The sequence below is a fragment of the Brevundimonas sp. LjRoot202 genome (assembly GCF_964253355.1).
In the GTDB taxonomy this organism is placed as follows: domain Bacteria; phylum Pseudomonadota; class Alphaproteobacteria; order Caulobacterales; family Caulobacteraceae; genus Brevundimonas.
The window spans coordinates 597,211-618,781 of record NZ_CAXUQW020000001.1 but is presented as its reverse complement, the minus strand read 5'-3'; the positions used below and the strand labels follow the sequence as shown (position 1 = coordinate 618,781).

Annotated in this window: 25 protein-coding genes; 18 read left to right on the top strand and 7 right to left on the bottom strand. The window is 70.1% G+C overall.

Annotated features, from left to right (window positions below; translation table 11 throughout):
* The first annotated feature begins 84 nt into the window (after positions 1-84).
* Positions 85-810, top strand: coding sequence for a sterol desaturase family protein (locus ACSQ1L_RS03440; RefSeq protein ID WP_435991955.1), 726 nt, complete (start codon positions 85-87; stop codon positions 808-810).
* Here the strand turns inward: ACSQ1L_RS03440 and ACSQ1L_RS03435 are convergent.
* Genes ACSQ1L_RS03435 through ACSQ1L_RS03425 form a run of 3 tightly spaced genes read right to left on the bottom strand, consistent with a single transcriptional unit; the run spans position 791 to position 3,862 of the window.
* Positions 791-1,609: a TrmH family RNA methyltransferase gene (locus tag ACSQ1L_RS03435; protein ID WP_435991953.1), complete on the bottom strand. Its 819-nt coding sequence runs from the start codon at positions 1,607-1,609 to the stop codon at positions 791-793. The two genes, ACSQ1L_RS03440 and ACSQ1L_RS03435, sit on opposite strands and share 20 nt — an antisense overlap.
* Positions 1,606-2,496 carry a class I SAM-dependent methyltransferase gene (locus ACSQ1L_RS03430; protein ID WP_435991951.1) on the bottom strand — a complete coding sequence of 297 codons (891 nt, stop codon included), beginning with the start codon at positions 2,494-2,496 and terminating at the stop codon, positions 1,606-1,608. Before ACSQ1L_RS03430 ends, ACSQ1L_RS03435 begins: the two co-directional genes overlap by 4 nt.
* Entirely contained in the window at positions 2,468-3,862 is a 1,395-nt protein-coding gene (locus ACSQ1L_RS03425) for a glycosyltransferase family 2 protein (RefSeq protein ID WP_435991949.1), read from the bottom strand. Before ACSQ1L_RS03425 ends, ACSQ1L_RS03430 begins: the two co-directional genes overlap by 29 nt.
* Before the next feature lie 193 nt (positions 3,863-4,055).
* Here ACSQ1L_RS03425 and ACSQ1L_RS03420 point away from each other — a divergent pair, with 193 nt between their 5' ends.
* Genes ACSQ1L_RS03420 through ACSQ1L_RS03405 form a run of 4 tightly spaced genes read left to right on the top strand, consistent with a single transcriptional unit; the run spans position 4,056 to position 7,268 of the window.
* Positions 4,056-4,688: a TetR/AcrR family transcriptional regulator gene (locus ACSQ1L_RS03420; protein ID WP_435991947.1), complete on the top strand. Its 633-nt coding sequence runs from the start codon at positions 4,056-4,058 to the stop codon at positions 4,686-4,688.
* Positions 4,685-5,506 carry an ABC transporter substrate-binding protein gene (locus ACSQ1L_RS03415; RefSeq protein WP_435991945.1) on the top strand — a complete coding sequence of 274 codons (822 nt, stop codon included), beginning with the start codon at positions 4,685-4,687 and terminating at the stop codon, positions 5,504-5,506. Before ACSQ1L_RS03420 ends, ACSQ1L_RS03415 begins: the two co-directional genes overlap by 4 nt.
* Complete coding sequence (locus ACSQ1L_RS03410) at positions 5,503-6,498, top strand: FecCD family ABC transporter permease (RefSeq protein ID WP_435991943.1); 996 nt, start codon at positions 5,503-5,505, stop codon at positions 6,496-6,498. The genes ACSQ1L_RS03415 and ACSQ1L_RS03410 overlap by 4 nt, the downstream gene beginning before the upstream one ends.
* Complete coding sequence (locus tag ACSQ1L_RS03405) at positions 6,495-7,268, top strand: ABC transporter ATP-binding protein (RefSeq protein ID WP_435991941.1); 774 nt, start codon at positions 6,495-6,497, stop codon at positions 7,266-7,268. The genes ACSQ1L_RS03410 and ACSQ1L_RS03405 overlap by 4 nt, the downstream gene beginning before the upstream one ends.
* Here ACSQ1L_RS03405 and ACSQ1L_RS03400 read toward each other — a convergent pair.
* A complete protein-coding gene (locus ACSQ1L_RS03400; protein WP_435991939.1) occupies positions 7,259-9,298 on the bottom strand; it encodes a transglycosylase SLT domain-containing protein in 2,040 nt (679 codons plus the stop codon). The genes ACSQ1L_RS03405 and ACSQ1L_RS03400 overlap by 10 nt on opposite strands.
* 113 nt (positions 9,299-9,411) lie before the next feature.
* On the opposite strand from ACSQ1L_RS03400, the gene dapA reads away from it, so the two are divergent.
* Both dapA and smpB read left to right on the top strand, forming a co-directional pair.
* A complete protein-coding gene (gene dapA, locus ACSQ1L_RS03395; protein WP_435991937.1) occupies positions 9,412-10,299 on the top strand; it encodes a 4-hydroxy-tetrahydrodipicolinate synthase in 888 nt (295 codons plus the stop codon).
* The gene (smpB, locus tag ACSQ1L_RS03390) at positions 10,299-10,769 is read left to right on the top strand and encodes an SsrA-binding protein SmpB (protein ID WP_435991935.1); all 471 of its coding nucleotides are present in this window, start codon (positions 10,299-10,301) and stop codon (positions 10,767-10,769) included. Before dapA ends, smpB begins: the two co-directional genes overlap by 1 nt.
* A gap of 7 nt (positions 10,770-10,776) precedes the next feature.
* Here the strand turns inward: smpB and ACSQ1L_RS03385 are convergent, their stop codons facing one another.
* The 3 genes from ACSQ1L_RS03385 to ACSQ1L_RS03375 all read right to left on the bottom strand — a co-directional run bounded on the left by ACSQ1L_RS03385 (position 10,777) and on the right by ACSQ1L_RS03375 (position 12,322).
* Positions 10,777-10,983, bottom strand: coding sequence for a hypothetical protein (locus tag ACSQ1L_RS03385; protein ID WP_435991933.1), 207 nt, complete (start codon positions 10,981-10,983; stop codon positions 10,777-10,779).
* Positions 10,984-11,114: 131 nt separating this feature from the next.
* On the bottom strand, positions 11,115-11,756 hold the full coding sequence (locus ACSQ1L_RS03380) for a uracil-DNA glycosylase (protein WP_435991931.1): 642 nt from the start codon (positions 11,754-11,756) through the stop codon (positions 11,115-11,117).
* Complete coding sequence (locus ACSQ1L_RS03375; protein ID WP_435991929.1) at positions 11,753-12,322, bottom strand: NYN domain-containing protein; 570 nt, start codon at positions 12,320-12,322, stop codon at positions 11,753-11,755. The genes ACSQ1L_RS03380 and ACSQ1L_RS03375 overlap by 4 nt, the downstream gene beginning before the upstream one ends.
* Here ACSQ1L_RS03375 and folK point away from each other — a divergent pair.
* From folK to era, 11 genes are all read left to right on the top strand, one after another.
* Positions 12,321-12,881 (top strand): 2-amino-4-hydroxy-6-hydroxymethyldihydropteridine diphosphokinase, encoded by a 561-nt coding sequence (gene folK, locus ACSQ1L_RS03370; RefSeq protein ID WP_435991928.1) that lies wholly within the window; start codon positions 12,321-12,323, stop codon positions 12,879-12,881. The two genes, ACSQ1L_RS03375 and folK, sit on opposite strands and share 2 nt — an antisense overlap.
* A 102-nt stretch (positions 12,882-12,983) precedes the next feature.
* Positions 12,984-13,388 carry a hypothetical protein gene (locus ACSQ1L_RS03365; protein WP_435991926.1) on the top strand — a complete coding sequence of 135 codons (405 nt, stop codon included), beginning with the start codon at positions 12,984-12,986 and terminating at the stop codon, positions 13,386-13,388.
* A gap of 113 nt (positions 13,389-13,501) precedes the next feature.
* Positions 13,502-13,861: a DNA-directed RNA polymerase subunit omega gene (rpoZ, locus tag ACSQ1L_RS03360; RefSeq protein ID WP_435991924.1), complete on the top strand. Its 360-nt coding sequence runs from the start codon at positions 13,502-13,504 to the stop codon at positions 13,859-13,861.
* A gap of 137 nt (positions 13,862-13,998) precedes the next feature.
* Positions 13,999-16,155: a RelA/SpoT family protein gene (locus tag ACSQ1L_RS03355; RefSeq protein WP_435991922.1), complete on the top strand. Its 2,157-nt coding sequence runs from the start codon at positions 13,999-14,001 to the stop codon at positions 16,153-16,155.
* A 102-nt stretch (positions 16,156-16,257) separates the two neighbouring features.
* Positions 16,258-17,082 (top strand): TIGR00730 family Rossman fold protein, encoded by an 825-nt coding sequence (locus ACSQ1L_RS03350; RefSeq protein ID WP_435991920.1) that lies wholly within the window; start codon positions 16,258-16,260, stop codon positions 17,080-17,082.
* Positions 17,079-17,663, top strand: coding sequence for an orotate phosphoribosyltransferase (pyrE, locus tag ACSQ1L_RS03345; RefSeq protein ID WP_435991918.1), 585 nt, complete (start codon positions 17,079-17,081; stop codon positions 17,661-17,663). The genes ACSQ1L_RS03350 and pyrE overlap by 4 nt, the downstream gene beginning before the upstream one ends.
* A gap of 10 nt (positions 17,664-17,673) precedes the next feature.
* Positions 17,674-18,411, top strand: coding sequence for a pyridoxine 5'-phosphate synthase (locus ACSQ1L_RS03340; protein WP_435991916.1), 738 nt, complete (start codon positions 17,674-17,676; stop codon positions 18,409-18,411).
* Complete coding sequence (gene acpS / locus ACSQ1L_RS03335) at positions 18,408-18,809, top strand: holo-ACP synthase (RefSeq protein ID WP_435991914.1); 402 nt, start codon at positions 18,408-18,410, stop codon at positions 18,807-18,809. Before ACSQ1L_RS03340 ends, acpS begins: the two co-directional genes overlap by 4 nt.
* Before the next feature lie 136 nt (positions 18,810-18,945).
* Positions 18,946-19,899: a signal peptidase I gene (gene lepB, locus ACSQ1L_RS03330; protein WP_435992509.1), complete on the top strand. Its 954-nt coding sequence runs from the start codon at positions 18,946-18,948 to the stop codon at positions 19,897-19,899.
* A complete protein-coding gene (gene rnc / locus ACSQ1L_RS03325) occupies positions 19,899-20,615 on the top strand; it encodes a ribonuclease III (protein ID WP_435991912.1) in 717 nt (238 codons plus the stop codon). The genes lepB and rnc overlap by 1 nt, the downstream gene beginning before the upstream one ends.
* 20 nt (positions 20,616-20,635) lie before the next feature.
* The gene (gene era / locus ACSQ1L_RS03320) at positions 20,636-21,571 is read left to right on the top strand and encodes a GTPase Era (RefSeq protein ID WP_435991910.1); all 936 of its coding nucleotides are present in this window, start codon (positions 20,636-20,638) and stop codon (positions 21,569-21,571) included.

The following is a 21,571-nucleotide window of genomic DNA, read 5'->3' as shown; positions in this document are numbered from 1 at the left end:
ATGGCGGCGCCAGCGAAGCGAAGTTTCCGAGGCGCCCTGCATGGCACACGGCCGGTCGTCAGGACGGTGTGAGGAGGGCCGCGTATGCTTTTCGCCGCCTACTTTGTGACGCTGGCCGTCTTCTCTCTGATCTTCACGCGCGAGGTGATCGCGCCCGCGTCGGGCGCGACCTGCGACAGGCGCTGGCGTCTTTACGCGGGCGCGCTGAATACGGTGAATCTGGTCGCCGTGGTGGCGGCCGGCTTCGTGTTCCAGCGCTGGATCTCGAGTCACGCCCTGTTCGCCGTCGGCGCCGATCTCGACGTCGGACCGGCCAGTCTGCTCACCTTCTTGGTCGCCAGTTTCGTCGCCTATTGGTGGCACCGGGCGCTGCACGCGTCGGACCGCCTTTGGCGATGGGTCCACCAGTTGCATCACAGCCCGGCGCGCATCGAGGCTCTGACGGCTTTCTATGTGCATCCATTCGATGCCCTGCTCGCGAGCCTGCTGAACGCCTTTGTCGCCTATGTCCTGTTGGGAGTGAGCGGTCCGGCGGCCGGGCTGGCGTTGCTGTACGTCACCCTGTTCAACCTGGCCGCTCATGCCGATCAGAGAACGCCCCGGTGGCTGGGCTTCATCCTGCAGAGACCCGAAATGCATCGGCTCCATCACGAACGCGGCGTCCACGCCGGAAACTATGGCCTGCCCTTGTGGGACCTCTTGTTTGGAACCTGGCGGAACCCGTCAGTCGGGCAGGTGGAATGCGGCTTCTCGCCCGAGAAGGAGCGCCTGATCGGTCAGATGCTGATGCTCAAGGACGTCGATGGCTAACCTGGGCGGCGTCCGTCACCGCATAGACCATGATCCCGGTGGCGATCGCCAGGTTCAGGCTGTCGGCCCGGCCGCGCATCGGAATCTTGACGTTGACGTCGCAGGCGGCGGCGAGGGCGTCGGTCAGGCCGGCCTGCTCATTGCCCATCAGGATCAGGGCCGGGCGCTGGATGGCGGCCTCGCGATAGCCGACCGAGGCGTCCAGCCGGGTGCCGATGACGCTGCCCGGCCACGTCTGCCGCCACGCCAGGAACTCCGCCGCCGTCGCCCGGGCGATGGCCACCGCGAACACCGACCCCATGGTCGCCCGCACCGCCTCGACCGAATAGGGATCGACACAGTCCCCGATCAGCACCACCCCGCCGCAGCCCGCTGCGTCCGCCGTCCGGATGATGGTGCCCAGATTGCCCGGGTCCCGCACCTGCTCCAGCGCCACCCAGCAGGGCGCCGACTCCGGCACGATCGCCGACAGCGGCGCATAGACCTGGTCGAACACCCCCAGCACCGTCTGCGGATTGTCGCGTCGGCTGATCTTCTCGAGGATCGCGTGGGTGACGATCACCACCTCGCCCCCCGCCGTCCGGGTCGCCTCGCGCGCGCGGTCGAGGATCGGATGCGGCCGCGCGTCCTCGCCGACCATCAGCAGGCGCGGCGCGCGCCCCTGATCCAGCGCCTCGCCGATGAATTTCAGCCCCTCGGCCAGGAACCGCCCGGTCGCCTCGCGCTCCTTGCGCATGTGCAGGGCGCGGACGGCCTTGACCGTCTCATTGGTCAGGGACGTGATCAGCCGGTCGCTCACGCCGACCACCGGGCAAAGAAGCTGAGCCCGATGGCCCGCCCGTCCGTCCCGTCCTCGGCCAGCGCCAGTTCGCCCCAGTCGATGACGCCGCCCCGGTCGTGGGTCGCTTCGGCCATGAGATGCGCCAGCGACAGCCCCGAGATCCGCGCCGCATAGGCGTTCAGCAGCAGGAAGGACGCGTCGTCCGATAGCAGGGCCGCGCAATCCTTCAGCAGTCCGGGCAGGTCCTCGAACAGCCGCCACACCTCGCCCGTCGGCCCGCGCCCGTACTTCGGCGGATCGAGGACGATGCCGTCGTATTTCGAGCCCCGCCGCACCTCCCGCGCCGCATATTTGCGCGCGTCCTCGACGATCCAGCGCACCGGCTTGTCGGCCATGCCCGACAGCTCGGCGTTCTCGCGGGCCCAGGCCACCGACTTCTTGGAGGCGTCGACATGGGTCACCTCGGCCCCCGCCGCCGCACAGGCCAGGCTGGCCACGCCGGTGTAGCCGAACAGATTCAGGACTCTCGGCTTGCGCAGCCGCCGGATGCGCCCGTCCAGCCAGTCCCAGTTCGCCGCCTGCTCCGGGAAGAAGGCCAGATGCCGGAACGGCGTGAACCGGCTGGTGAAGCGCACGTCGCGCCACGCCAGCGGAAAGGTGTCGACCGGCTTGCCCGCGAAGCGCCAGCGCCCGCTCTCGTCCTCGTCGGTGGGATCGAACACCGCGTCGGCGGCGTCGAACGCGGCCGGATCGCGCGGCGACCAGAAGCACTGCGGCTCCGGTCGCACGACCGTGTAGGGCCCGTAACGCTCCAGCTTCCGGCCATCGCCGCTGTCCAGCAGGGCGTAGTCGGCCCAGGCGCGGGTGACGAGGGTTTCAGGCGACGGGTTGAGGCGCGGCGGCATGGGCCGCTGATAGGCGGTTCGGCGCCGTCTCGTCCAGTCGGGCGTGGGCCGGCGCCCGCGCGGGCCTGGCCGCCCGCGGCGGGTCAGGGCGATGCGCCGTCTTGTCCCAGGCGAAGGGCTCGCGGATCAGCCGCCAGGCCGCGTGCATCCACGCGAGGCTGAGCAGGGCCCAGTAGGCGGGGGCGGCGAGCATGTCGGCGAGGCCGTATGGAATGCCGGCGCGCCGGCCTCCGATCCAGCAGCACAGCCAGGCCGAGGCGGCTCCGACGATCAGCACGCCGGCCGCCAGGGGCGGGACCAGCGGCGTCACGCCGGCCATCGCCGATACGACAACGGCCGTCGCCAGCCACGCCAGCGACAGCCCATGGATCGCCGCCGACGCCAGCCCCGCGCCGACGGTGACCAGCAGGGAGAACAGCCCGCGCGGACCCAACTCCCAGGGCCGGCGGGAATGTACGCCGAAGGTCTGCATATAGCCTTTGAGCCAGCGCGTGCGCTGCGGCAGCCAATGCTGGAACGCGCCCGGCGGCGTCTCCCAGGTCGGGCGGGTGATCACGCCCAGACGCCAGCCGCGACGCCACAGCCGAAAGCCGAGGTCCGCGTCCTCGGTCACGTTCCAGACGTCCCAGCCGCCGACGGCGCGAAGCACGTCCGTGCGGAAATGGTTGCTGGTCCCGCCCAGCGGGAAGGGGAGGCCGAGCCGGCACATCCCCGGCAGCATGGTCTCGAACAGGGCGGCGTACTCCGCCGCGAACTGACGCTCGAGGAAGGTCGTCGCCGCCGTCGACCGGGGGCGGATGCGTAGCGGCGCCTGCAGGCAGGCAAGGCGGCCCATGCGATCCGCGGCGAACCGGGCGGCCGCTTCCCGCAGCTGCTGCGGGTCCGGTTCGTCCTCGGCGTCATAGACGGTCAACAGGTCGCCGGTGGCGTGGCCGAGAGCACAGTTCAGCGCCCGCGGCTTGGTCAGGGGTCGGCCGGGCGGGGCGACGAACACCTCCAGCCAGGCCGGCCGCGGCGCGGCGAGCGCGGCGGCGATAGTGGCGTGGTCGTGCGCCTCGAGCACCAGCAGCCCCTGAAGCCGGTGCGGCGGGTAGTCGATGCGCGACAGCCGCTCGATCAACTGCCCGACCACCTCCGCCTCGTCGTGCAGCGCGGCGAGAATGGTGTAGCGGGGCAGGACCAGGGGCGGCGCGTGCGCGACGGCCGGTTTCGCGCTGACGACAACCAGCGTGATCCGCCACGCCGCGAGGGCGAGAAAGGCGACGGCGGTCGTCGTCACCAGCGCTCCGCCCAGGCCCTGCGGGTCAACCCACCCCCCGACGGCGACGGCGCCGCCCGCCAGTCCGAGCAGGATGACCTGATCCACGGAGAGGGACCGTTGCGCCGCGCTCTGCCGCACCGGGACGCCGTACCGGCTCGCATCCCGACGGCGTTCCGATAGAACGTTGATCCACGATCCGTCCATTCAAAATGGTTAACGGAGCGTTGCGCAACCTGCAAGCGATTGGCGCTGGCCCGGGAATGCCGCTATTCAGGTGGGGACGACGGGAGAACCCTTCTTGACCACGGCGGCCAGCCTGACTCCGCGATCGCAGCGCAAGCCCAAGGGCGAGGGTCATGCCCGCCGCGCCGAGATACTAAACGCCGCCGAACGCATCTTCGTCGAGCACGGCTATGAGGGCGCCACCATCCGCAAGATCGCCGACGAGGTCGGCCTGTCGTCCACGGCGCTCTACATGCATTTCGCCGAGAAGGGCGAGATCCTGCACGAAATCTGCCGTCAGGCGTTCGCGGAGCTGATGGCCAGGGACGAGGCCATCCTTGCGGCGACGGCGGATCCGGAGGTCCGGCTGCGCGAGATGATGAGGGCCTACATCGCCTTCGGCTTCGCCAATCCGAACGCCTACCGCCTCGCCTACATGACCCGCCCGGTCGAACTGCGCGAGGGCGCCCAGTCGGCGGCGCGGGAACTCGGCCATGAGTTGTTCCGCACCTTCGAACAGGTGGTCGAGGCCGCGGCCGCGGCGGGTCGGCTCAGGGGCGAGGCCGCGCCGACGGCCCAGGCCCTTTGGGCCGGCGCCCATGGCGTCGTGTCGCTGATGATCACCAAGCCCTATTTCGATTGGGTGGCCCAGGAGGCGCTGGTCGACACCCTGCTGGATGGCCTGTTCGCGGGCCTGCTGAAGCCGTGAGGATCGCCGCGGGGGGCCTCGCCGGCGCCGGTCTGGCGCTGGCCCTGGCGACGTCCGGCGCGCCGGCGGGCGCCGTGGAGACACGGCCGCTCCGGGTGATGTCGCTGGACCAGTGCGGCGATCAGTACGCCCTCGCCCTGGCGCCGGACGCCGATCTGGCCCTGTCGCCCCGCGCCGATGATCCGGACTCCTGGAAGCGCGAGGCGGCGCAAGGGCGGCGGCGGGTTCGCCCGACGCTGGAGGCGGCCATCGCCTTCCAGCCGGACGTCGTTGTGCGCTACTGGGGCGGCGACGCCCGGCTGCTGGCGCGGCTGGAGGCCCGGGGCGTGCGGATCATCACCATCGACGACGCCACCCACTTCGAGGGTATCCGCGGAAATATCCGGGCGGCTTCGCAGGCGCTGGGCGCTCCGTCGCGTGGCGAGGTCCTGATCGCCCGCATGGACGCCCGGCTGGCCGAGGCGACGCCGGCCCCGAAAGCGCCGCGCCAGTCGGCCCTCTACCTGACGGCGGGCGGCTTCACGGCCGGGCGCGGAACCTTGGTGGACGCCATCCTCGGCTCGGCCGGGCTGGTGAACGCCGCCACGACACCGGGTTTCGCGCCGGTCAGCGTGGAGCGGATCGCCCTGTCGCCGCCGGCCCGTTTCGTGCTCGGCTTCTTTGACCGGTCGCGCGCCGACTGGCGTGGCCCGGGACGCCATCCCGTCGTGCGCGCGGCGGCCAGGAAGCGGATCGTGGCCCGACTGCCGGCGGCCAGCCTGACCTGCCCGGCGTGGTTCGCGGCGGACGCGGCGGCGATGCTGAAGGCGGGCGGATGAGCCGCGGCGGGCCGGGCCGGCTGGCGGCCATTCTCGCGGTGTTGATCGCGCTTGCCGCGCTGCTCGCCGTGCTGTTCGGCGAAAGCGCCTTCGACGCCGCGCAGTTGGCGCAGGCCTTCACGGAGCCCGCCTCGGGTCCGGCTGAGGTGCTGTGGGCGGTGCGGGCCCCGCGCGCGGCCACGGCGCTGATGGTCGGAGCGGCGCTGGGCCTGTCCGGGGCGGTGATGCAGGGCCTGCTGCGCAATCCGCTGGCCGATCCCGGCGTTCTGGGCGTCTCGGCCCTGGCGGCGTTGGGCGCGGCGGGGGCGATCGTGCTGGGCTGGGCGGCGCTGCCCGGCGCGGTCGAGGTCTCCGCTCTGGTCGGGGCCGGACTGGCGGGCGGTCTGCTGATTCTGTTCTCGGCGCGGGTGCGCTCGCCCGAGGCGCTGATCCTGTTCGGCGTGGCGGTGTCCAGTTTCGCCGGCGCGGCCACGGCGCTGATCTTCAACCTGTCGCCCTCGCCGATCGCGACCGCCGAGGTGATGAACTGGCTGCTGGGCTCGGTCGAGAACCGCAGTTGGGTGGATGTGGCCTGGGTCACCCCGGCGGTGCTGGCGTCGGCGATTCTGGCGGCGCTCGCGGCGCCGGGCCTGCGCATGCTCAGCCTCGGCGAGGAGACGGCGCGCACCTCGGGCCTGCCGATGGCGCGGTTGCGGCTGCTGGCCCTGCTGGCGGCGGCGCTGGCCACCGGGGCGGCGGTGGCGGTGGCCGGGGTGATCGGCTTCGTCGGCCTCGCTGCGCCGCATCTCGTGCGAACCGCGGTGAGGGGCGACCCGGCCCGGCTGCTGCTGCCCTCGGCGCTGGCGGGCGGGCTGATGCTGGTGCTGGCCGATCTGCTGGCGCGGATGACGCCGACGGATCAGGAGCTGAAGCTGGGCGTGTTCACCGCCCTGGTCGGCGCGCCCCTGTTCGCGTTGATCGCCTGGCGGGCGGCGCGGGAGTGGCGGCTGTGACGCCGCCTCTGCTGATGCGGGACGGCAGCGCCCGGTTGGGCGGACGCGCTGTGCTGGACGGGGCGAACCTGCAGGTGGACGCCGGCCAGCTCGTCGCGCTCGTCGGCCCGAACGGGGCGGGGAAGTCCAGCCTGATCCGGGCCTTCGCCGGGTTGCTTCCACTGACCGGCGGCGTCGCCCGGCTCGGCGGAGATGACGTCACGACCATGTCGCCGCGAGAGCGGGCGGCGCAGGCCGCCTATCTGCCCCAGGAGCGCCGCATCGCCTGGAACCTCCCGGCGATCGAGGTGGCGGCGCTGGGGGCGCCGTTCCTGGCGGCGGACGAGGCGCTGGAGCGGGCGCGGCGGGCGCTGGTCGAGGTCGAGGCGGACCATCTGGCCGACCGGGGCGTGGCCGAGATGTCCGGCGGCGAGCGGGCCCGGGTGCTGCTGGCGCGGGCGCTGGCCACGGACGCGGCGGCGCTGCTCGTGGACGAGCCGATCGCCGGTCTCGATCCGGAAGCCCAGCTGATGGTGCTGGAGCGGCTCAGGATGCGGGCCGACGCGGGGCAGGCGGTGCTGGCCAGCCTGCACGACCTGCCGCTGGCGGCGCGGTTCGCGGACCGGGTGGTGGTGCTGGACCATGGGGCCGTGGCGGCGGACGCGACCCCGCTCGAGGCGCTCACCCCGGAGATCCTCCGGCGGGTGTTCGGTCTCAACGCCCGGTGGGTCGACGGGCCGGACGGGCCGTTGCTCTCAGCCGCTCGCAGCCCGGCGCCGGTTTACTCGTAGGGGCGCGGCCCCGCCGCCACGCTGGTCCCACGACGCAGGTCGTTCGACAGCGTCAACGGGGCCGACCCGTTGTTCAGCCGGGCCTTGTAGATCGACATGTTCTCCATCACCCGCATCATGTAGTTACGGGTCTCGGTGAACGGCGCGCACTCGATGAAGTCGACGGGATCGACCTGGCCCCCGCGCGGGTCGCCGCAGCGATCCACCCATTGCGGCGGCCGGGCCGGGCCGGCGTTGTAGCCGACCGTGGTCAGCAGCATCGAGCCGCCGAAGCGCCGCATCAGGTCGCCGAGGTGATAGCTGCCCAGCGTCATGTTGTAGTCGGGGTCCCACAACCGGTCGTCAGAGAAGGACATGCCGAGCTGGCGCGCGACCATGGCCCCGGTCGACGGCAGGAACTGCATCATGCCGCGGGCGTCGGCGCCGGATCGGGCCCGGGGGTCGAAGCTCGACTCCTGACGGGTGATGGCGAGGGTGAACTCCAACGGCGCGGCGCCGCCGACCTGCGGCGGGATGCGGATCGGATACTGGCGCTCGGGCATCAGGAAGCCGCGCTGGCTGGCGGCGCGCCCGACCATCATGGCGGTGAAGCCTTCGCCATAGGCGCGCGACAGGTCCATCAGCAGGGCGAGGTCGGAGGCGGTCGGCAGATCGTCGTCGAGCTGGTAGGCGAACACCCGGAACAGGCTGGTCTCGCCGGTCTCGCCGAGAATGCGCAGGGCGCGGACGACCTCGTTGGCTTCGAACGCGGCGCGTTCGCCCTGGGTGGGCGTCGGGTCGCTGGGCAGGGTGAGGGTGGTCATCCCGGCCTTCTCGGCGGCGAGCTGACCGTAGAAGCTCTGGATGTGCCGGGCGCCGTCCCGGTAGAATTGAACCGCCGACGGCGTATTGCCCTGGGCCTCGGCCGCGCGGCCCAGCCAGTACATGGCCCGGCCCTGGGTGATCGGGGTCGACGACGACTGGCGCAGGATCTCGAAATGGTTGGCCGCGCGGGCCGGGTCGTTCAGCTTGGTCAGCGCCACCCAGCCGGCGAAGAACTCGGCGTCCACCTTGCGCTCGCCCGAGGGGAAGCCGTGGCCGGCCATGGCGTCGTAGGCGGCCCGCCAGTTGCGGCGCTCGAGGGCGTCGAGGAAATAGTTGCGGCGCTCGCTCCACAGGGTGTTCTGACCCTCGGTGTGCGAGGGGGCGGCGGGGAGGGCGGCCAGCAGGGCGAAGCCTTCGGACTGGCGACTCTGCGAGCGCAGGACGCGAACGCGTTCCAGCACGACCGCCGGGTCCATCGCCTGGGTCGAGGTGAGCCCGGCCACCACGGCGTCGGGGCTGTAGGCGGTCCGCAGCGCCATCGCCGCCTCGGCCACCGCCCGGCGTTCCGGCGAGACCATCTGGGCCATGGCCCGCGTCGCCGGTCCATGCGGGCCGAGCAGCAGCATGTTGAGCCGCGCCTCGTGGTCGGCCTGGGTCAGCCAGCCGCCCCAGCGGGTCAGGATACGGGTCTGCACCGGCTCGTCGAATGAGCGGGTCCGCCACCAGTCGGTGATCAGGCGGCGGGCCTCGTCGCCGCGGCCGCGCTGCTCAAGCGCGCCGGCGAGGGCGATGGCGCCTTCGGCTGTCGTCGGCGGCGTCTGGGCGAACAGGGTCAGGGCGGCGTCCGGACCGGCGTAGGCGAGGTCGAGCGCCCGCTCGGCGGCTTCGCGGCGGCTCTCGGCCCGCGGCCAGCCGGCGAAGGCGGTCTGGGCGACGGCGAGATCGCTATAGGGAAGTTGCGGGGCGGAGGTGTCCAGCAGCGCCCATTCGACCAGCTTGCGAGCGGCGGGATCGCGGATCTGCGCGGCGGTCGACCGCGCGCCGACAACGTCGCGGGCGCGGGCCTGGGCCAGGCCTTGGCGGAAGAGGGCGGTGTCCTGATCGTTGAGCGTCCGGGCCTGCGTCCCCTGCGGGGCGACGGCCGCGTACGGCGTTTCCTGCGGAACCAGAGATTCGGGCGCGGGGGCGAGCAGAGCCAAGGCGGCCGCGAGACTGGTTGCGATCATACCGTGTCCGATCCCCATTCCATGATGGTTGCGGCGACGTCGCCGGCAACCTAACCTCCCACGCTTCGCTTCGGGGCGTCGTCGCCCCTTTCCCACGCAGGACCATCGTTTCAATGACCGCCCCTTTGTTCAAGGGCGTGATCACCGCCCTGATCACACCACTTCGTGACGGAAAGGTGGACGAAGCCGCCTTCAGGACGCTGCTGGAACGCCAGATCGCGGCCGGGGTTCACGGCGTCGTCCCGATGGGCACCACGGGCGAGAGCGCTTCCCTGCATCCCGAAGAGCACAAGCGGGTGGTCGAGCTGTGCGTCGAGGTCGCGGCGGGACGGGTCCGGGTGATCGCCGGGGCGGGTTCGTCCGCCACCGACAAGGCCATCGAACTGGTCCGCCACGCCAAGACCGTCGGCGCCGACGGGGCGCTGGTCGTGACGCCCTATTACAACCGGCCGTCGCAGGCCGGGATGGCGGCGCATTTCGAAGCCATCGCCGAGGCCGTCCAGTTGCCGGTGCTGCTCTACAACGTGCCGGGCCGCACCGGAGTCGACCTGGCCAACGAGACGGTGGCGCGCCTGGCGTCGCATCCGAACATCGTCGGCATCAAGGACGCCACGGGCGACCTGGCCCGGGTCAGCTGGATGAGGGCCAATATCCTCGACCGGCAGTTCGACCTGATCTCGGGCGACGATCCAAGCTACCTCGGCTACCACGCCCACGGCGGCGTCGGGGTGATCTCGGTGACCTCCAACGTCGCGCCGGAAGCCATGGTGGCGCTGCACGAAGCCGCGGCCCGCGGCGACTACGCCGCGGCGCGCGACTGGCAGGACCGGCTGATCGGTCTGCACAAGGGCCTGTTCCTCGACAACTCGCCGTCGCCGGCGAAATACGCCCTGTCGCGCCTCGGCCTGTGCACCGAGGAGGTGCGCCTGCCGCTGGCCCCGACCGCCGACGCCGTCAAGCCGGCGATCGACCGGGCCATGGCCGAGGCCGGGCTCGGCTGATGGCCAGCGAAAAGCCGAAGACCAAAATCATCGCCGAGAACCGACGGGCGAAGTTCGACTACTTCCTCGAGGACTACACCGAGGCCGGGATCCAGCTGCTGGGCACCGAGATCAAGGCGCTGCGCGACGGTCGGGCCAACATCGCCGAGAGCTATGCGGCGGTGGAGGGGCGCGAGATCGTGCTGATCAACGCCGACATCCCGCCCTACAAACAGGCCAACCGCTTCAACCACGAGCCGCGCCGGCCACGGAAGCTGCTGCTGCACCGCAAGCAGATCGACAAGATGATCGGCGCCGTCCAGCGCGACGGTCAGACCATCATCCCGGTCAAGCTGTACCTGAACGAGGCGGGCAAGGCGAAGCTCGAGATCGCCCTGGCCAAGGGGAAGAAGCTGCACGACAAGCGCGAGGCCACGGCTCAGCGCGACTGGCAGCGCGACAAGGCCCGGTTGATGAAGGAGCGGGGCTGACGCCGTTCTAGAAGGCTGAGGCCGCCACCGGCTGGGCGTCGAGAACGTCCGGCATCGAGGCCGCCGCCTGGTCCGCGCTCCATGGCCCCAGCGACGGTCCGATCGATTGCTGGACCATCGTGGCGAGCAGCGCGATCCCGATCGCGATCAGCAGCGCCAGAACCGCGGCCTTCCGTTCCTCCGGGGTGAACGGCCCCCGTTCGCTCGTACGCATGACAACCTCCCAATCCCGCTCGATCAACGCGGGCCCGACGACGCTGTTCCTGAGGATGGAGGCTACACCCGAAGATCGTCGATTCGCGTGTCGGGGGAACCACAGTCGCCTCCCGGGCGACCGATGTTCGATCACGTTTCGAGGAGCGTCCGCGCGCGCTGGAAGACGGCTTCGAACATCTCCGCCGTCAGGCGGCCGGTGTTCGTGTTGAGGCGGGAGCAGTGATAGCTGTTGAGCAGCACATAGGGTCCGACCTCGGCCTGCGCCCCATGACCCGCCGGCATGGCGCTCGCCGGCTTGCCCAGCGCCCTCAGCACGTTACGGCGCGACACGTCGCCGAGTGTGAGGATCACCTTGAGCCGGGGCAGGGCGGCCAGTCGCGATTGCAGGAACGGCCGGCAGGTGGCCTCCTCGAGCGGCAGGGGTTTGTTGCCGGGCGGGGCGCAGCGAACCGCATTGGTGATCATGCAGTCGATGAGCTCGAGGTCGTCGTCGCCGTTGGGGTCGTAGCGACCGCGCGCGAAGCCGGCCTTCTGCAACGTCTCGTAGAGCAGCCAGCCGGCGTGGTCTCCGGTGAAGGGACGGCCGGTGCGGTTGGCCCCGGTTCGGCCCGGCGCGAGACCCGCGATCAGCAGCCGGGCCTCCGGATCGCCGAAGGACCGGACGGCGCCGTTGTGCCAGTCGGGGTTCCGCCGGACGTTCTCGAGGCGGTACTCGACCAGCCGGGGACAGAGCGGGCAGTCGCGGGGCGCCTCGGGCGGCCAGCCGCTCATTGCTCGAACACCCGGCTGTTCGGCGCGGCGGTCGTCGCGCGCGGCCGGCCTATTTCGGGCAAGAGGGCTTCCAGCTCGACGAAGGCGTCGGCCTGCCGCCTCAGTTCGTCGGCGATCTGGGGCGGCTGGCTCTTCATCGTCGAGACGACGGTGACCCTCACGCCGCGCGCCTGCACCGCCTCGACCAGTCGGCGGAAGTCGCCGTCGCCGCTGAACAGCACCATGTGATCGACGCGCGGGGCGAGCTCCAGCATGTCGACCGCGATCTCGATATCCATGTTGCCCTTGATCCGGGACTGGCCCTGCGCGTCGGTGAAGCGCCTGGCTGGCTTGGTCACCACGGTGAAGCCGTTGTAGTCGAGCCAGTCGATCAGCGGCTTGATCGGCGAGAATTCCTCACCCTCGATCACGGCGGTGTAATAATAGGCGCGAACCAGAACGCCTTTCGCGCGATACATCTCCAGCAGCCGGCTGAAATCGAGGTCGGCGTTCAGCGCCTTGGCGGCGGAATACAGGTTGGCCCCGTCGATAAACAGGGCGATGCGCTCGGTTGGACAAGGCGTCATGGAAAGCGGCTCCGAGAATATGGACGTCCCGGTCGCCGTCGAAATAGACGGCGCCGTCGATCTGGACGACGCCGTCATCGTCGCGCTGGGTTGCAATGACAAGGGGGCGTGGCGGGATTGCCGCGAGGCGCTGGAGGCGGCCCTGGCGCGGTTCCGGGCCGAAGGCGTCGATGTGGTGGCCCGTTCGTCGTGGTGGCGCTCGGCCGCCTGGCCCGATCCCGGCGATCCGCCGTTCCTGAACGGGGTGGTCATCGTCCGCACCGCCCTTGGGCCGCATGAGTTGATGGCCGCGCTCGGGCGCATCGAGGAGGCGTTCGGCCGTCGGCGGGGCGCGGCGAACGCGCCGCGCACCCTGGATCTGGATCTGATCGCCTACGGCCGGCTCAGTGGCGACCTCGACGGCCTGATCCTGCCGCATCCGAGGGCGGCCGGGCGGAAGTTTGTGATGGGGCCGCTGGCCGAGATCGCACCGGGCTGGACGGACCCGACCGGTGGCGGCGCCGCGGCGGACCTCGCGCGCCGGGCCCTGATCGGCGCGGACGCGCATCCGCAAGCCTGACCCGCCTCGTTCGCCTGTCAGGTTCGGTGAGTTGCCATCAGATCGGACGCAGGTATTTCTGAGCTCAGGGAGCGTCACAGAGACGCTTGTGGGGGATATCCAATGATCATCTGGTCCGGCTGGGGCTTTCTCGTCGCCATCTTCTTTCTCGTCGGCTGTCTGATCGGTCTTCCGGTCGCAGGCCTTGTCTCCACGGATCCCGATGTGAACATCGCGGTGACGATCCTCGTCGGCGGCCTGGTGGCCGGCCTCAGCTCCTTCCTGTTCGCCCGAAAGGTCGAGGGCGGCGAGGGGCGGGCCTTTATCGACGAGGCCACCGGCCAGCGGGTCGTGGTGCGGCGCACGGCGGGCTCGCTGTTTTTCATTCCGACCCGCTACTGGGCCTATGTCGCCCCGGTGTTGGCCATCGCCCTGGCTGTCGTTATGATGATGCCCACGGCGACCGATACCGCCGCGGCGGCTGCCGTGGAGACGGCCCCGGCCGACGCTTCGGCGCCGGCGAACTGACAGCACGGGCTTCGGCCCGCGCCGTTCTGCGCCTCATTCCCGCCCATGCGGCGTTGCACAATCGCGTCCAACCCTATATTTTGTGCGGTTCTCCCCCGCGCTCGAGGAATTTCATGGCCCGCGTCACTGTCGAAGACTGCATCGAGAAGGTGCCGAACCGTTTCGGTCTGGTTCTGCTGGCTGGCCACCGCGCCCGCTCCATCGCCAACGGCGCGGCGCTGACGATCGATCGCGACAACGACAAGAACCCGGTCGTGGCCCTGCGCGAACTGGCGGACGACACCGTCAGCCCCGACGAGCTGCAGGAGAACATCATCGTCACCCTGCAACGGGTCGATGAGCGCACCGAAGCCGAGGACGAGGCCGAGGTCGTCGCCCTGCTGGCCGAACCGCAGCACATGAACATGGCGGAAGCCGAGCTGATCCGCGCGCTGCAGAGCGACCGCGACGGTGGACAGGAGGAACGATACTGACGGCTGAACCAGCCAACGGTATCACCATCCTGCCGGCGCGGACCTCGCAGCCCGCGCCGCCTCTGAAAGCTGCCAATCTCAATGACCCGGAGGGCGATCGTCCTCCGGTCGAAGCCCCCGAGCCCGTCAAGGCCCGGGTGCTGCGGCAATTCGAGTTGGTCGAGGCGGTCAAGGCGTATGACCCGACCGCCGACGAGGCCCTGCTCAATCGCGCCTATGTCTATGCGATGAAGATGCACGGCTCGCAGCTGCGGGCCTCGGGCGATCCCTATTTCGCCCATCCGATCCAGGTCGCCGGCATCCTGACCGACTACCGGCTCGACACGGCCACCATCGTCACCGCCCTGCTGCACGACGTGGTCGAGGACACCTCGGCCACCCGCGACGACATCGCCGGCATGTTCGGCGAGGAGATCGCCTCGCTCGTCGAAGGGGTCACCAAGCTGTCCCGGCTGGAGCTGCAGGCCGAGCACACCCGCCAGGCCGAGAACCTGCGCAAATTCATCCTCGCCATCTCCAAGGACGTGCGCGTCCTGCTGGTCAAGCTGGCGGACCGTCTGCACAACATGCGGACGCTCAAATACGTCAAGCCGGAGAAACGCGAACGGATCAGCCGCGAGACGCTGGAGGTCTACGCGCCGCTGGGCCGCTCGATCGGCATCCACTCGATCGCCTCCGAGCTGGAAGAGCTGGCCTTCGAGCACCTGAACCCGACCGCCCGCACCGCCATCGAGCGCCGTCTCGAGGCGCTGAAGTTGGAGCACGGCCGGGCCATCGACGGCGTTTCGCGCGAGGTCGAGCGGGTGCTCGAGGAGGCGGGGGTGCACGCCCGCGTCTTCGGCCGGCAGAAGACGCCCTATTCGATCTGGCGCAAGCTGCAGCGCAAGTCGGTCGGCTTCTCGTCGCTGTCGGACATCTACGGCTTCCGGGTCATCGTCGAGGCCGAGGACGACTGCTACCGGGCGCTGGGCGTGATCCACCGCGCCTGGCCGATGGTGCCGGAGCGGTTCAAGGACTTCATCTCGACGCCCAAGTCGAACAATTACCGTTCGCTGCACACGACCGTGGTCGGCCCGTCCGGCCTGCGCATCGAGATGCAGATCCGCACCGACGCCATGGATCGCGTGGCCGAGGACGGGGTGGCGGCGCACTGGGCCTACAAGAATCAGTCCTACGGCTTCGACAAGGAGGCCATGGAGAAGGACGGCGGCCGCGACCCGCTGCAAAACCTGCGTCATCTCGTACAGGTCATCGAGCACGGCGAGGGCGGCGAGGACTGGGTCGAGCACGCCAAGCTCGAAATGTATCTCGACCAGGTTTTCGTGTTCACGCCCAAGGGGGCGCTGATCACCCTGCCGCGCGGCGGGATGCCGCTGGACTTCGCCTACGCGGTCCACACCGAGGTCGGCGATACGGCGGTCGGGGCCAAGATCAACGGCGAGCTCAAGCCGATGCGGACCCAGCTCCAGAACGGCGACGTGGTCGAGATCATCCGCGGGGCCAAGCGCGAGATTCCGGTCGACTGGCGCTCGCTGACGGTGACCGGCCGGGCCCGCTCGGCCATCCGACGCCACATCCGCACCTCCGAGCGCGGCGAGTTCCAGAAGCTGGGCCGGGCGACGCTGGAGCAGACCTTGTCGCGGGCCGGCAAGGCCGAGGCCGAGGTCACGCTGCGCCCGGCGCTGGAGCAACTGGGCTTCCCGAACGACGACGAGCTGTACGAGGCCGTCGGGCGCGGCCGGCAGTCGGCGGCGAAGATCGCCGAAATCCTGTTCCCCGCCCTGAAGGGGCGGCTCAAGGCCGGTCCGGACCGAAAGCGCATCGGCGGCGACCAGGGCCGGCTGTTCGTGCGCGGCGGCGGGCTGACGCCGGGGGTCAGCGTCCATTTCGGCCGCTGCTGCTCGCCGGTGCCGGGCGACCGCATCGTCGGCATTCTCGAGCCTGAGGCCGGGCTGACGGTGCACACCATCGACTGCCAGCGGCTGGAGGAGTTCGCCGACGACGACTCGGTCTGGCAGGACCTGCAGTGGACGCCGCAGGCCGAGCAGGGGGCGGTCGCCTCGGCCCGCATCCGCGCCACCATCAAGAACGCGCCGGGCGTGCTCGGCCAGGTGGCGACGATCATCGGCGAGGCCGGCGGCAACATCCTCAACCTGGTCATGAGCCACCGGCAGCAGGACTTCTTCGACGTCGACATCGACATGGAGGTCGAGGACGCCAAGCACGCCACCGCCATCATGGCGGCGCTGCGCACCAATCCGTCGGTCGACACGGTCGAGCGGGCGCGGGGCTGAGCGCCGGCGCGGTTTCAGGCTGACGCCCGGGGCCGGTTCGCGCGTTCGGATGCAAGGTTCAACATCACCCGCGGCTGATCTCGCGGCGCTTCAAGGTTCGAGATGACTCCGGAAGAACAGGAACGGGCCAATGCGGCGCAGCTGGCGTCGCCCTCCTATCGCATCGCCGCCATGGATCAGGACTTCCTGCTCAGCGACCAGATGCGGGGCGTCCGCTTCCTGCTGGAGTATGAGAAGACCGAGAGCGGACTGCGGGCCTGGGGCGTGCGCTCGACCCTGGTGGTGTTCGGCAGCGCGCGGGTCGGTGCGGACGGGGCCGGCCGGCATTCGTACTGGTACGAGGAGGCGCGCAAATTCGGCAAGCTGGCGTCCGAGCGGGGCGGGGCGATTCGCGGAGAGGTCGGCCAGCCGCGCGACAACGTCATCGCCACCGGCGGCGGCCCCGGCATCATGCAGGCCGCCAACCAGGGGGCCTTCGAGGCCGGCGCGCCCTCGATCGGCTTCAACGTCACCCTGCCGCACGAGCAGTTTCCCAATCCGTGGTCGACGCCGGAGCTGACCTTCCAGTTCCACTATTTCGCCATGCGCAAGATGCACCTCGCCATGCGCGCCAACGCCCTGGTGGTCTTCCCGGGCGGGTTCGGGACATTGGACGAACTGTTTGAAATCCTGACCCTTCGCCAAACCGGCAAGGCGCCGGCGATCCCTATCGTCCTGTTCGACGAGGCGTATTGGCGCTCGGTCCTCCATTTCGAGGCGTTGATCGAGCACGGCATGGTCAAGGCGTCGGACATGGAGCTGTTCGCCTTCGCCGACGACGCCGAGGGCGTGTGGGCTGCGCTGCTCGCCGGCGGGCTCAAGCCGGGCGAGAGCATCGAGAAGCCGGCATTGTCCCACACCAAGCTGGCGGCTAAGCGGGACCTATGACCTCAGAAGATGTTCTCGACGAATTCCGCGACGCCGGCGCCCTGCGCGAAGGCCATTTCGTATTGTCCTCCGGCCTGCACAGCCCGGTCTTCCTGCAGAAGAACCTGGTGTTCATGGACGCGGGGCGGTGCGCCCGGCTGTGCAAGGCGCTGGCGGACAAGATCACCGCCGCCGTCGGCCCGGTCGACGTGGCCATCTCGCCCGCTGTCGGCGGCATCATTCCCGGCTACGAGACTGCCCGATGGCTGGGCGTGCCCTCGATGTACGTCGAGCGCGAGGGCGGCGCGTTCAAACTGCGTCGCGGCTTCCATGTCGAACCCGGCCAGAAGGTGGTCATGGTCGAGGACATCGTCACCACGGGCCTGAGTTCGCGCGAATGCATCGCGGCCATCCAGGCGGCCGGGGGCGAGGTGGTGGCGGCGGCCTGCATCGTCGACCGTTCGGGGGGCCGTGCCGACGTCGGCGTGCCGCTGGTGGCGCTGGCGACGCTGGACGTGCCCGCATACACCGCCGACGCCCTGCCGCCCGAACTGGCCGCCCTGCCGGTCGAGGATCCGGGCAGCCGGCGGCTGGCGAAATAGGAGAACGGTCATGGTCTCGCCGGTGCGTCTGGGGGTCAACATCGACCATGTGGCGACGGTGCGGAACGCCCGCGGCGGCTCGCATCCCGACCCCGTCCGGGCCGCCCGCGAGGCGCTGGCCGCCGGCGCCGACGGCATCACCGCCCACCTGCGCGAGGACCGGCGCCACATCACCGACACCGACATCGAGGCGCTGAGCGAACTCTGCGCCGTCGCCGGACGACCGCTCAACCTCGAGATGGCGGTCACCGACGAGATGCTGACCATCGCCCTGCGCCACCGCCCGCACGCGGCCTGCCTGGTGCCCGAGCGGCGCGACGAGGTGACGACCGAGGGCGGCCTCGCCGTCGCCGGCCATGAAGCGCGCATCGCCCCGGTGGCGAAGGCGCTGTCCGACGCCGGCGTACGCGTGTCCCTGTTCATCGAGCCGGCGCTGCAGCAGGTCGAGGCCGCCCACGCGGTCGGCGCCCAGGTCGTGGAGTTCCACACCGGCCGCTACTGCCATCTGTCCGGGGATGCGCGGGCGGTCGAGTTCGCCCGGCTGCAGACCGCCGCCGGCCGCGCCGCCGACCTCGGCCTCGAGGTTCACGCCGGCCACGGACTGGACTACGGCACGGCGGCCGACATGCTGGCCATCCCCGAGGTGCGCGAGCTCAACATCGGCCACTTCCTGATCGGCGAGGCGGTGTTCGTCGGCCTGACCATGGCCATTCACCGGATGCGGGCCGCCATGGATGCCGCGTCGTGATCATCGGCGTCGGCGCGGATCTGTGCGACATCCGGCGGATCCAGACGTCGCTGGACCGCTTCGGCGACCGGTTCAGGGCGCGGTGCTTCACCGACCTCGAGCGCGCGCGATCGGACCGCAAGCCCGACCCGGCGTGGAGCTACGCCAAGCGGTTCGCGGCCAAGGAGGCCTGCGCCAAGGCGCTGGGCACCGGCATGCGCAGGGACGTCTACTGGCGCGACATGGGAGTGACGAACCTGCCGTCTGGCCAGCCGACCCTGCACCTGACCGGCCATGCCGCCGACCACCTGGCCCGGCTGACGCCGCCCGGCTGCACGCCCCGGATACACCTGACGCTGAGCGACGAGCATCCGTACGCACTCGCCTTCGTGGTGATCGAAGCCTTGCCGATGGCTTAATCACGTTATACCGGTTCTGCCGCTGAAAGACCGCGGACAGCGGCTGGGGGATAGGGTCACCATGAGCGACGAGAACAAGCCGCACGACGACCACGCGCACGACGCCAGCCATGGCCACGATGAGCCGGCGCACCCGGTGGACGCGCATGAGCCTGACGATCATGGCCATGACGTCGATCCGGTTGTCGAGGCCGACGACGGCCCTTCCGCCCACGACGCCCATGCCGACGATCAGGTGACGACCGCCGCCGCGTCGTCGAAGCAGCCGGTCTGGAGCGACTCTGGCGACGCCCCGTTCGAGGACGTCGAACCCACGCCCGTCTACGCCCCGAACAAGAAGGGCAAGAAGACCAGGTCCGGCGGCGGCAACGAGACCGTCGAGATCATCAAGACGGTCTTCTTCGCCCTGCTGATCGCCTTCGTTCTGCGCGTCCTGCTGTTCCAGCCCTTCACCATCCCGTCGGCGTCGATGGAGCCCAATCTCTACGAGGGCGACTACATCGTCGTGTCGAAGTGGAGCTACGGCTATTCCAAGCACGCCATCCCGTTCAGCCCCCCGCTGTTCGAGGGCCGCATCTTCGCCCAAGAGCCGGAACGCGGCGACATCGTGGTGTTCAAGCTGCCGCGCGACGACAAGACGGACTACGTCAAGCGCCTGATCGGCCTGCCCGGCGACCGGGTGCAGATGATCAACAACGTCCTGCACATCAACGGCCAGCCGGTGCGCGACGTGGTCCTGAGCGAGCAGGACGCGACCAACATGTACGGCATGAACGTCATCAAGGCGCGCGAGACGCTGCCCGAGGGCCGCACCTTCACCGTCCAGGACTTCGGGCCCGGCTATGACGCCGACGACACCCAGGTCTTCGAGGTGCCGGAGGGGCACTACTTCATGATGGGCGACAACCGCGACAACTCGGTCGACAGCCGGTTCGACGAGATGAACGGCGTCGGCCTGGTGCCGGCCGAGAACCTGATCGGCAAGGCCGAGATCATCCTGTTCTCGTGGTCGCCCGGCGCCTCGCTGTGGAATCCGGTCAGCTGGTTCTCGAAGGTTCGTCCGAGCCGGTTCTTCACCGTCCTGAACTGATGGCGGACCGGCGGGCCGAGGCGGTCGCGGCGCTGGCGAGCAAACTCGGCCACGATTTTCGCGACCCGTCCCTGCTCGATCAGGCCCTGACCCACGCCAGCGTGGGGGAGGGGGCCGAACGCGACGCCCGCGGCCGTCCGTTCCTCGACAACCAGCGGATGGAGTTCCTAGGCGACCGGGTGCTGGGCCTGCTGGTCGCCGAGCGGCTGATGCGCGACCTGCCGACGGCCGACGAGGGCGAGATGTCGTCCCGCCTGCACGCCCTGGTCGACAAGGCCACCTGCGCCCGCGCCGCCGAAGCCCTGGGCGTCGGCGACGCCATGCGGCTGTCGCCGGGCGAGGCCAAGCAGGGCGGCCGCCGCCGCGAAGGCGCGCTCGGCGACGCCATGGAGGCCATCCTCGCCGCGGTCTGGCTGGACGGCGGCATGGACGCCGCCCGCGCCGTGTTCGAACGCATCTGGGCGGCGGAGCTGGCGGCGCCGCCGCGCAAGTCGCTGACCAATCCAAAATCGGCGCTGCAGGAATGGGCGCTGGGGCAGGGCAAGCCGCTGCCGACCTATCGCATCGTCGAGCGAACCGGCTCCGACCACGCCCCGACATTCACCGTTGAGGCAAGCGTAGCGGGATATGCGCCCTTGACCGCGCAGGGCCGTTCGCGTCAGGACGCGGAGAAAGCGGCCGCGATCGGCCTGCTGCAGCGTGAAGGCGTGATTTGACCGATCCCCAAGAGTCCGGCGTGAACCAGCGAGCCGGCTTCGCCGCCATCATCGGCGCCCCCAACGCCGGCAAGTCGACGCTGGTCAACCGCCTGACCGGAACCAAGGTCTCGATCGTCACCCAGAAGGTCCAGACCACCCGCTTTCCCGTGCGCGGCATCGCCATGGAGGGCGACGCCCAGATCATTCTGGTCGACACCCCCGGCATCTTCACGCCGCGCCGCCGACTGGACCGGGCCATGGTCGCCTCGGCCTGGGGCGGAGCGGATGACGCCGACGTAGTGGTGCACCTGATCGACGCGGCCTCTCACATCGCGGCTGAGGGCAAGGAGGGCCAGGCCGCCGACCGGCGCTCGGCCGAGGACACCGAGACCATCATCGCCGCGCTCAAGGCCGCCGGCAAACAGGTCATCCTGGCCCTGAACAAGATCGACGGCATGCGCCGCGACACCCTTCTGGCCCTGTCCCAGCGGCTGTTCGAGACCGGCGTCTATTCCGAGGTCTACATGATCTCGGCGCTCAGCGGCGACGGCGTCGACGACCTGAAGGCGCGTCTCGCCCGGGCCATGCCCGAGGGGCCGTGGCTGTATCCGGAAGACCAGTCCGCAGACGTGCCGATGCGGGTGCTGGCCGCCGAGATCACCCGCGAGAAGGTCTATCTGCGCGTTCACGAGGAGCTGCCCTATTCGGCCGCGGTCGAAACCACCTCGTTCGAGGACAAGGCCGACGGCTCGGCTCGCATCGAGCAGACCATCTATGTCGAGCGCGAAAGCCAGCGGCCCATCGTGCTGGGCAAGGGCGGCCAGACCCTGAAATGGATCGGCCAGAAGTCGCGCGAGGAGCTCACCGAACTGCTCGACCGCCCGGTGCACCTGTTCCTGACGGTCAAGGTCGACCCGAAGTGGCAGGACAGCCGCGCCCTCTACGCCCAGTTCGGGCTGGATTACGACGTCTAG

Excerpts from the sequence above, each read along its gene's own strand:
- ACSQ1L_RS03440 (WP_435991955.1), top strand. The coding sequence starts at position 85 with ATGCTTTTCGCCGCCTACTTTGTGACGCTGGCCGTCTTCTCTCTGATC.
- ACSQ1L_RS03430 (WP_435991951.1), bottom strand. The coding sequence starts at position 2,496 with ATGCCGCCGCGCCTCAACCCGTCGCCTGAAACCCTCGTCACCCGCGCC.
- ACSQ1L_RS03410 (WP_435991943.1), top strand. The coding sequence starts at position 5,503 with ATGAGCCGCGGCGGGCCGGGCCGGCTGGCGGCCATTCTCGCGGTGTTG.
- ACSQ1L_RS03400 (WP_435991939.1), bottom strand. The coding sequence starts at position 9,298 with ATGATCGCAACCAGTCTCGCGGCCGCCTTGGCTCTGCTCGCCCCCGCG.
- dapA (WP_435991937.1), top strand. The coding sequence starts at position 9,412 with ATGACCGCCCCTTTGTTCAAGGGCGTGATCACCGCCCTGATCACACCA.
- smpB (WP_435991935.1), top strand. The coding sequence starts at position 10,299 with ATGGCCAGCGAAAAGCCGAAGACCAAAATCATCGCCGAGAACCGACGG.
- ACSQ1L_RS03385 (WP_435991933.1), bottom strand. The coding sequence starts at position 10,983 with ATGCGTACGAGCGAACGGGGGCCGTTCACCCCGGAGGAACGGAAGGCC.
- ACSQ1L_RS03380 (WP_435991931.1), bottom strand. The coding sequence starts at position 11,756 with ATGAGCGGCTGGCCGCCCGAGGCGCCCCGCGACTGCCCGCTCTGTCCC.
- folK (WP_435991928.1), top strand. The coding sequence starts at position 12,321 with ATGGAAAGCGGCTCCGAGAATATGGACGTCCCGGTCGCCGTCGAAATA.
- ACSQ1L_RS03375 (WP_435991929.1), bottom strand. The coding sequence starts at position 12,322 with ATGACGCCTTGTCCAACCGAGCGCATCGCCCTGTTTATCGACGGGGCC.
- ACSQ1L_RS03365 (WP_435991926.1), top strand. The coding sequence starts at position 12,984 with ATGATCATCTGGTCCGGCTGGGGCTTTCTCGTCGCCATCTTCTTTCTC.
- rpoZ (WP_435991924.1), top strand. The coding sequence starts at position 13,502 with ATGGCCCGCGTCACTGTCGAAGACTGCATCGAGAAGGTGCCGAACCGT.
- ACSQ1L_RS03350 (WP_435991920.1), top strand. The coding sequence starts at position 16,258 with ATGACTCCGGAAGAACAGGAACGGGCCAATGCGGCGCAGCTGGCGTCG.
- pyrE (WP_435991918.1), top strand. The coding sequence starts at position 17,079 with ATGACCTCAGAAGATGTTCTCGACGAATTCCGCGACGCCGGCGCCCTG.
- ACSQ1L_RS03340 (WP_435991916.1), top strand. The coding sequence starts at position 17,674 with ATGGTCTCGCCGGTGCGTCTGGGGGTCAACATCGACCATGTGGCGACG.
- rnc (WP_435991912.1), top strand. The coding sequence starts at position 19,899 with ATGGCGGACCGGCGGGCCGAGGCGGTCGCGGCGCTGGCGAGCAAACTC.